The sequence below is a fragment of the Mycobacterium pinniadriaticum genome, assembly GCF_026242045.1.
In the GTDB taxonomy this organism is placed as follows: domain Bacteria; phylum Actinomycetota; class Actinomycetes; order Mycobacteriales; family Mycobacteriaceae; genus Mycobacterium; species Mycobacterium pinniadriaticum.
In genome coordinates, this window is sequence record NZ_JAPJDO010000078.1 from 1 (window position 1) to 7,593 (window position 7,593).

The following is a 7,593-nucleotide window of genomic DNA, read 5'->3' on the forward strand; positions in this document are numbered from 1 at the left end:
CATGGTTGACCCCGCCCGTCTGCGACGCAAGCACCTCACCAGGCCGAACACCACGGCCAAATTTTCATCCTCCACCACCGGGCGCAGCCCCCCAGACAGCTGCTCGCGGGACGAAATTCAGTGCAGCGGGCGCAGCACGATCGGCATGCCGTCCATCGGCACCGGCATGCCGCCGTAGTCGTAGCGCGGCTCATATCCCGGGCGCGGCAGCTGCAACCGGTAACGGCGCAGCAGGCGGTGCATGATCGTCTTGATCTCCAGCTGACCGAACACCATGCCGATGCACTTGTGCGCACCGCCGCCGAACGGGGTGAACCCGTAGCGATGCTTCTTGTGCTCGTTGCGCGGCTCGGCGAAGCGGGCCGGGTCGAACCGGTACGGGTCGGGATAGAGCTCCTCGAGCCGGTGCGTCATCCCCGGGTAGTAGATGACGTTCGTGCCCTCGGGCAGGTAGTACCCCAGTAGCTCGGTGTCGCGCACGGTCCGGCGCATGGCCCACTGCACCGGTGACACCAGCCGGATCGACTCGTTCATCACCAGGTCGAGCGATTCCAGCTTCTCCAGCGCCTCGATGTCGAGCGGACCGTCGCCGAGCCGGTCGGACTCGTCGCGGCAGCGCTCCTGCCACTCGGGATTGGCGGCCAGGTAGTGGGACATCGTCGTCGCCGTGGACGTCGACGTGTCGTGTGCCGCCATCATCAGGAAGATCATGTGGTTGACGATGTCTTCGTCGGAGAACTTGTTGCCGTCCTCGTCCTCGGTCTGGCACAGCACGGTCAACAGATCCGAGCCGTCCTTGCCGCGCCGCTCCCTGACGCGCTCCTCGAAGTAGCCCTCCAGGTATTCGCGCGCCTTGAGGCCGCGCCACCAGGTGAACGGTGGAACGCCGGTGCGGATGATCGCGTTGCCGGCCCGGGTGGTGATGGTGAACGCCTTGTTCACCTTGGTGACCAGTTCGCGGTCGGCGCCCGGCTCGTGGCCCATGAACACCATCGAGGCGATGTCGAGGGTGAGTTCCTTCATCGCCGGGTAAAGCAGGAAACGGGGGTCGTCGGTCACCCAGTCGTTGGCGACGACCTGCGTGACGACCTTGTCGACCTGTTCGGTGTAGCCGGCCAGCCGGCTGCGGACGAACGCCTCCTGCATGATCCGGCGGTGGAACATGTGTTCCTCACCGTCCATCAGCATGATGCCGCGGTTGAAGAAGGCTCCGATCATCGGAGTCCAGCCCTGCTGCGAGTAGTCCTTGTTGCGGTTGGAATAGATCACCTGCCCCGCATCGGGACCGAGCGCGGCCACCGTCGGGATGATCGGCGAGTCGAGCAGCATGACGGGCCCGTGCTTGCGGTACTTCTGCAACCAGAAGTCCGGCCCACCGCGGAACATCTCCACCATGTGGCCGATGACCGGCAGGCCGCTGTCGCCCATCACCGGCTTGAGGTCGCTGCCGGCCGGGGGCTGGGCCATCGGGTGCTGGGGCCACTCGTGGTCGTTGAGCCGCTTCTCCAACAGCCCCATGCCGGGCAGGGTCAGCATCGGCGACGTGGTGACACGGCGTTTGGCCTGGTCCAGCAGATGCTGCGGGGTGCTGATCGTTGGCATCGACGCTCCTCGGCAAAGCGGGCGGGCAACCGGATACCTGTGGCCGGGGCCACAGGCATCCCTATCCTCGCCAACATTCTTGACGCATGTCAAGTTTCATTTCCGCCCCGACGTGGTGCAAGGTGAACGGGTGACCGCGCAGCAAGATCCCGTCGAGGTGCCTCGTCGCCGCGGCGACAAGCAGCGGCACGCCATCGTCGCGGCCGTGCGCGAATTGCTCGAAGAGAAGCCGTTCGCCGAGCTGTCGGTCAGCACGATCAGCGACCGCGCCGGGGTTGCCCGGTCCGGCTTCTACTTCTACTTCGATTCCAAGTACGCGGTGCTGGCCCACATCGTCGGCGAGGCCGCTCACGAACTCCAGGAACTCACCCAGTCGTTCGCCCCGCGCGGCCCCGCGGAGACGCCGACGGCGTTCGCCAAGCGGATGGTGGGCAGCGCCGCGGCGGTCTACGCCCACAACGATCCGGTGATGTCGGCGTGCAACGCGGCCCGCCACACCGACGCCGAGATCCGCGAGATCCTCGACGGGTACAACGAGGCGGTCGTCGACCAGATCGTGCCGATCGTCGAGGCCGAGATCCGCAATCGCACCGCGGATCCGATCACTGCCGACATCCGCGGCCTGGTCCGTACCCTTGCGGCGACGACGGCGTTCACGTTGTCCGGGGAATCCGCCTTCGTAGGACCGGAGCGCGACCTGGACCGTGCGGTGCAGGTGCTGGAAAGCTTGTGGCTGCATGCGCTTTGGGGCGGGCAGGTCGGCGACTAGCCTATGGCGCAGGGCTTTTCAGGCAAGAGGGTGTTGGTCACCGGTGCCGCAAGCGGTATCGGCCGGGCCACCGCTTTGCGGCTGGCCCGCGAGGGCGCTGAGCTCTACCTCACCGACGTAAACTCGGAGGGACTGGAACAGACCGTCGCCGACGTACGCACGCTGGGCGCGACGGTGCCCGAACACCGGGCGCTGGACATCTCCGACTACCACGAGGTCGCCCATTTCGCGGCCGACATCCACACCCGCCATCCCGCGATGGACATCGTGATGAACATCGCCGGGATCTCGGCGTGGGGGACCGTCGAACACTTGACCCACCAGCATTGGCGCTCGATGATCGACGTCAATCTGATGGGCCCCGTCCACGTCATCGAGACGTTCTTGCCTCCGATGGTGGCCGCCGGCCGGGGCGGCCAGCTGGTCAACGTGTCCTCGGCCGCCGGCCTGGTCGCGTTGCCGTGGCATGCCGCCTACAGCGCAAGCAAGTTCGGGTTGCGCGGTCTTTCAGAGGTGCTGCGGTTCGACCTCGCGCGCCACAACATCGGCGTCTCGGTAGTGGTTCCCGGTGCGGTCAACACTCCGCTGGTGGATACGGTGCACATCGCCGGGGTCGACCGCGACCACCCCAAGGTGCAGCGTCTGGTCGGCCTGTTCAGCGGCCATGCGGTCTCGGCGGAGAAGGTGGCCGACCGGATGCTGACCGGGATCGCCAAGAACCGCTACCTCATCTACACCTCGGCCGACATCTGGGCCCTGTATGCGTTCAAGCGGCTGGCGTGGTGGCCCTACAGCGTGGCGATGACGCGGGTGAACGTGTTCGTCACCCGGGCGTTGCGGCCACGCGGGGCTCGGTCGCTGCCGCCGTCCTGAATATCATTGCGGCGGAGCCAGTTCCAGCCGTACTCCGAGCAGGCGCACCGGGCGGTCGAGCTCGAACAGGTCCAGCACGCGCAGTGCGGCGGCGGTGATCTCCGCTTCGTCGACGGTCGCCCCGTCGAGTTTGCGGATCTTGGTTCGGGTGTAAAACGTGTTGGTGCGCACCGTGACCGCCACCCGGGCGACGATGCGCGACTGGGCCACCACATCGGCGAGGGCGTGGCGTGCGAGGGCGATGACGGCGGTGTCCATCTCGGCCCGTTCGGTCAGGTCCCGCGGGAACGTCACCACGTGGCTGCGGGAGCGGGGGATCCATGGCTCGGCGCTGACGGTGGTGTCGCCGCCGCCCTTGGCCAGCAGGAGCAGCCACAGGCCGGTGCGCGGCCCGAAGGTCGCGGTCAGCAGCTCCGCGTCGGTGTGGGCCAGCTGCCGTACCGATGTAATGCCAAGACTGTCAAGCTTTTTCGCAGTCTTGGGACCGACGCTCCACAGTGCATCCACTGGACGCGCACCCATCACCTCCATCCAGTTGGCGTCGGTGAGGGCATAGACCCCGTCGGGCTTGGCAAAGCCGGTCGCGACCTTGGCGCGCTGCTTGTTGTCGCTGATGCCCACCGAGCAGGCCAGCCCGGTTTCGGCGGCGATCATCGTACGGATCCGCTCGGCCAGCTCCGCCGGGTCCTCGATGTGGGCGCCGACGTAGGCCTCGTCCCAGCCCCACACCTCGACCGGATGGCCGAGGTCGCGCAGCAGGCCCATCACCTGATCGGACGCCTCGTCGTAGGCCGCTGGGTCGGACGCCAGGAACGTGGCGTCCGGACACTTGCGGGCCGCGCTGCGCAACGGCATCCCGGCGTGTACCCCGAAGGCGCGGGCCTCATAGGACGCGCATGTCACCACTTTGCGGGGCTCGGTCGGATCGCCACTTCCGCCGACGATCACCGGCAGGCCGATCAGTTCGGGGTGGCGTCGCAGCTCGACGGAGGCCAGGAACTGGTCGAGGTCCACATGCAGGACCCATAGTCGGGATTCGGGGGTGCTCATCTCCCGCACAGCTTGCGCGCCACGCTGTCCCAGGCGTCACCGAGATCGTCCAGTGTGCAGCCACGCTCGGCGAGCTGGCGGGTGACGTAGTCGGCGTCCAGCAGCGCCAGCAGCGCGTCGGCCTGGGCGTCGAGATCGCCGGTGGTACCCGCGGCGTCCAGCAGCACCTTGACGTGGGTGCGCATCACCGCGAACGGGGCGCTGTGGCGGGCGTCGGGGTCGCGGTTGACTTCCAGGAGCAAGTCGCCGTGGGTCTGGACGAAGCGCAGCCGTTCGCGGCCGAACGCCAAGAGCCGCTGCAGCGGCGGCGCGTCGGGGCCCAAGGGCGGTGGCCCGAACAGGATGGCCTGCTGGATGGCGCGCTCGTCCTCGTCGAGCAGGACCATCATCAGCCCGGCCCGGCTGCCGAAGCGGCGGAACACGGTGCCTTTGCCTACGCCGGCGGCGGCGGCGATGTCATCCATGGACACCGCGTCGGCGCCGCGTTCGGCGATCAGGGTGCGCGCGGCGTCGAGCAGGAGAAGCCGGTTTCGGGCCGCGTCGCCGCGTTCCTGTGGCGCGGAGACCGGCAGGTCGGTGGCGCTCACTCTCTCACTTTAGCTCAGCGGGAAATAAAGCGGACCATGGTCCGGTTGCGTCGTGCAAGGATCTAGGACTAACCGAAGGGATTGCGACCATGGCCGATATCAAGGTCCTGACGCTGGTAGGCAGCTTGCGGGCGGCCTCGATCAATCGCCAGCTCGCCGAACTGGCGGCGGAGTCGGCCCCGGATGGGGTCGCGCTGACCGTCTATGACGGGCTGGGCGAGCTGCCTTTCTACAACGAGGACATCGACAACGACGCTGCGCCCGCCGAGGTGGTGGCGTTGCGGGCGGCCGCCGCGCAGGCCGACGCCGCGCTGGTGGTGACCCCGGAGTACAACGGCAGCATTCCGGGCGTGCTGAAGAACGCCATCGACTGGTTGTCGCGGCCGTTCGGAAACGGGGCGCTCAAGGGCAAGCCGCTGGCCGTCATCGGGGCCTCCCACGGTCAATACGGGGGAGTGTGGGCGCACGACGAGACGCGCAAGTCCTTCGGGATCGCCGGACCGCGTGTGGTGGAGTCGATCAAGCTGTCGCTTCCGGCCAAGGTCCTCGACGACAAGCACCCTCGGGAGAACGCCCAGGTGGCGGCCGCGGTCCGCGACGCGGTTGGCAAACTCGCCGCCGAGGTGAGCTGAGCGTGTCGTCAGGGCGCGATCGTCAGATCCGCGATCAACCCGTCGCGCAGCGCGAACTGGTACTTCAGCGTCACGGGCGGGCCGGGAAAATTGCCTGCCACTCGCGCCGTTACCAGGTATGTCTGCGGACGCAGTTCTTCGGTCTGTAAAACCGTTGTCTTGTACTGAAATTCCGCCGAGGTGGAGTCGCGCCATTGCCTGATCGCGTCGAGCCCGGTGTGGGTAACGCCCTCGTCGGTGACGGTCGCGTCGGGTGTGAACGTGGCGACTACCGATTCGGTGTCGTGTTCTGCGCTGGCGCGAAGATACGCGTCGATGATTGACATGTCGGTCCTCTCATTCAGGTGGTGCGCAGGCTGCCGCCGTCGATTACGTACTCGGCTCCGGTGATGTAGCGGGCACGCTCGGAAACCAGGAACGCGACAAGTTCGGCGACGTCATCGGGGCGGCCGGGGGCGCCGAGCGGAATGCCACCTATGGAGGCCATGACCTGCTTGCGGGCTTCGTCGATATCGACGCCATGGATGGCGGCGATATCGGTCGCCATCTCATATGCCGACTCGGTCTCGATGTAACCAGGGGCGAGGGTATTGACCCGGATACCGCGTGGCGCCAGTTCGTTGGCCAGAGCCTTGCTGTAGTTGGCGAGTGCGGCCTTGGCCGCGGCGTAGGGCAGTGTCGTGGGCAGTGGGTTTCGGCGTTGGATAGAGGTGACGTGAACGATCGCACCGTCGTCGGGCAGCGTCGCCATCAGCGCACGATCCAGCCGTACGGCACCGAAGAAGTTGAGCTCGAACGTGTTCGACCATTCAGCGTCGGTCGTGGTGGCGGCGCCGCCCGCGTTCTGGCCGGAGCCACCCGCGTTGTGGACGATGATGTCGATGCCGCCCAGGCGTTCGGTGACGGCTCGGGTGATGGTGTCGGTGCCCGCCGCGGATGAGATGTCGGCAACGATCACCGATTCCGGCGGCTGGTCGGGGGGCAGGGAACGCGCCGCCGCGAGCACCGTCGCTCCACCGGCGCGTAGGCGCTCGGCGATCGCTCGTCCGATGCCTCTGGTCCCGCCGGTAACCAGCGCCCGTTTGCCTGCAAACTCGGGGCTTTCATTCGTGGGCATTGCAGTTCTCCTGGCCTCGATTCCGAGTATAGCGACGATATAGAGATACTATAGCGACATGCAAGACAACTCAGGCGAGGGTGAGAACACCCGCGACCGCCTGTTGCGGGCCGCCGCTGAACTGCTCGATGCCGCGCCGGGCGAGCCGGTGTCCACTCGGGCCATCTGCGCGCGCGCTGGTGTTGGTGCGCCCACTCTGTATCACCACTTCGGAAGCAAGCAGGGATTGTTGGACGCGGTGGTGGAGTACGGTCTCGGCCAGTACTCGACCGGCGGCACCGACGGAGATGTAATCGCTGACCTGCGGGAAGGTTGGGACAATCACGTCCGCTACGGCTTGGACCATCCGGCGTTCTACGTGTTGCTATACGGCCGTATCGCGCCTGGCCGGCCGTGCAAGGTGACCGCTGTCGCCGAGGCGCGGCTGCGCGTGCTGGTAGACCGTCTCGATCGCGACGGTCTGCTGTCGGTGCCGGTCGACGAGGCGGTTCAGCAGATCGTGGCTGCCAACGTGGGGATCACCCTGCAGTTGATCGCCCAGCCCGCCGGAGCGGCCGATCTGACGCTGTCCACCGCGCTGCGCGAGAACGTTCTGGGTGGTGTGATCGCCACGGCCGCGTTGGGTCGGACCGCGGGGACCGGCGGTGAGGTCGGCGACGTCGCAGCGTGGCTGGCCGAGCTCTTGGGTGCGGGAGGGGCCGGCGCCTCGGAGTTGAGCGCGGGGGAACGCACACTGCTCGGCGAGTGGCTGGCCAGGATGGCCGACACGTGCACCTGAGCGAGGCAAGGGCGGTGTTGCTGCGAAGCCGCGTTGCGACGTCCGGCGCAATGGAGATGTCGGTGCCCGGTGGTAGATCTGATATGGGGTGCATTTTGTCAAGGGGCAGGGTGAAGCGGCGGGCCGGTAGCCGTCGCTAGAGGCCCGCCGCTTCGATGTACCGGATGAGCCCGGCATGAGTGTCG

At 67.1% G+C, this 7,593-nt stretch carries 9 protein-coding genes; 4 read left to right on the top strand and 5 right to left on the bottom strand.

The genetic code is table 11. From position 1 onward, the window contains the following. Window positions 1-117 precede the first annotated feature (117 nt). Window positions 118-1,602, bottom strand: coding sequence for a cytochrome P450 (locus tag ORI27_RS32425; RefSeq protein WP_266001338.1), 1,485 nt, complete (start codon window positions 1,600-1,602; stop codon window positions 118-120). Window positions 1,603-1,732: 130 nt separating this feature from the next. Between ORI27_RS32425 and ORI27_RS32430 the strand changes: the two genes are divergently transcribed. Both ORI27_RS32430 and ORI27_RS32435 read left to right on the top strand, forming a co-directional pair. Beyond that, window positions 1,733-2,371, top strand: a complete 639-nt coding sequence (locus ORI27_RS32430) for a TetR/AcrR family transcriptional regulator (RefSeq protein WP_266001339.1) — start codon at window positions 1,733-1,735, stop codon at window positions 2,369-2,371. Between the two features lie 3 nt (window positions 2,372-2,374). Further along, window positions 2,375-3,244: an SDR family oxidoreductase gene (locus tag ORI27_RS32435; RefSeq protein WP_266001340.1), complete on the top strand. Its 870-nt coding sequence runs from the start codon at window positions 2,375-2,377 to the stop codon at window positions 3,242-3,244. 3 nt (window positions 3,245-3,247) lie between these two features. On the opposite strand, the gene ORI27_RS32440 is transcribed toward ORI27_RS32435, so the two are convergent. After that, window positions 3,248-4,294: a DNA polymerase IV gene (locus tag ORI27_RS32440; protein ID WP_266001341.1), complete on the bottom strand. Its 1,047-nt coding sequence runs from the start codon at window positions 4,292-4,294 to the stop codon at window positions 3,248-3,250. Further along, window positions 4,291-4,881 carry a TetR/AcrR family transcriptional regulator gene (locus tag ORI27_RS32445; protein ID WP_266001342.1) on the bottom strand — a complete coding sequence of 197 codons (591 nt, stop codon included), beginning with the start codon at window positions 4,879-4,881 and terminating at the stop codon, window positions 4,291-4,293. The genes ORI27_RS32440 and ORI27_RS32445 overlap by 4 nt, the downstream gene beginning before the upstream one ends. An 89-nt stretch (window positions 4,882-4,970) precedes the next feature. Here ORI27_RS32445 and ORI27_RS32450 point away from each other — a divergent pair, with 89 nt between their 5' ends. After that, window positions 4,971-5,513, top strand: a complete 543-nt coding sequence (locus ORI27_RS32450; protein ID WP_266001343.1) for an NADPH-dependent FMN reductase — start codon at window positions 4,971-4,973, stop codon at window positions 5,511-5,513. A gap of 8 nt (window positions 5,514-5,521) precedes the next feature. Here the strand turns inward: ORI27_RS32450 and ORI27_RS32455 are convergent, their stop codons facing one another. Then, window positions 5,522-5,839 (bottom strand): nuclear transport factor 2 family protein, encoded by a 318-nt coding sequence (locus ORI27_RS32455; protein WP_266001344.1) that lies wholly within the window; start codon window positions 5,837-5,839, stop codon window positions 5,522-5,524. A gap of 14 nt (window positions 5,840-5,853) precedes the next feature. Beyond that, window positions 5,854-6,630, bottom strand: a complete 777-nt coding sequence (locus ORI27_RS32460) for an SDR family oxidoreductase (RefSeq protein ID WP_266001345.1) — start codon at window positions 6,628-6,630, stop codon at window positions 5,854-5,856. A gap of 58 nt (window positions 6,631-6,688) precedes the next feature. On the opposite strand from ORI27_RS32460, the gene ORI27_RS32465 reads away from it, so the two are divergent. Beyond that, window positions 6,689-7,408: a TetR/AcrR family transcriptional regulator gene (locus ORI27_RS32465; protein ID WP_266001347.1), complete on the top strand. Its 720-nt coding sequence runs from the start codon at window positions 6,689-6,691 to the stop codon at window positions 7,406-7,408. Window positions 7,409-7,593 lie beyond the last annotated feature (185 nt).

What these genes read in the sequence shown, in the direction of transcription:
- ORI27_RS32425 (WP_266001338.1), bottom strand. Translation starts at nt 1,602, where the DNA reads ATGCCAACGATCAGCACCCCGCAGCATCTGCTGGACCAGGCCAAACGC.
- ORI27_RS32465 (WP_266001347.1), top strand. Translation starts at nt 6,689, where the DNA reads ATGCAAGACAACTCAGGCGAGGGTGAGAACACCCGCGACCGCCTGTTG.
- ORI27_RS32460 (WP_266001345.1), bottom strand. Translation starts at nt 6,630, where the DNA reads ATGCCCACGAATGAAAGCCCCGAGTTTGCAGGCAAACGGGCGCTGGTT.
- ORI27_RS32440 (WP_266001341.1), bottom strand. Translation starts at nt 4,294, where the DNA reads ATGAGCACCCCCGAATCCCGACTATGGGTCCTGCATGTGGACCTCGAC.
- ORI27_RS32455 (WP_266001344.1), bottom strand. Translation starts at nt 5,839, where the DNA reads ATGTCAATCATCGACGCGTATCTTCGCGCCAGCGCAGAACACGACACC.
- ORI27_RS32450 (WP_266001343.1), top strand. Translation starts at nt 4,971, where the DNA reads ATGGCCGATATCAAGGTCCTGACGCTGGTAGGCAGCTTGCGGGCGGCC.
- ORI27_RS32435 (WP_266001340.1), top strand. Translation starts at nt 2,375, where the DNA reads ATGGCGCAGGGCTTTTCAGGCAAGAGGGTGTTGGTCACCGGTGCCGCA.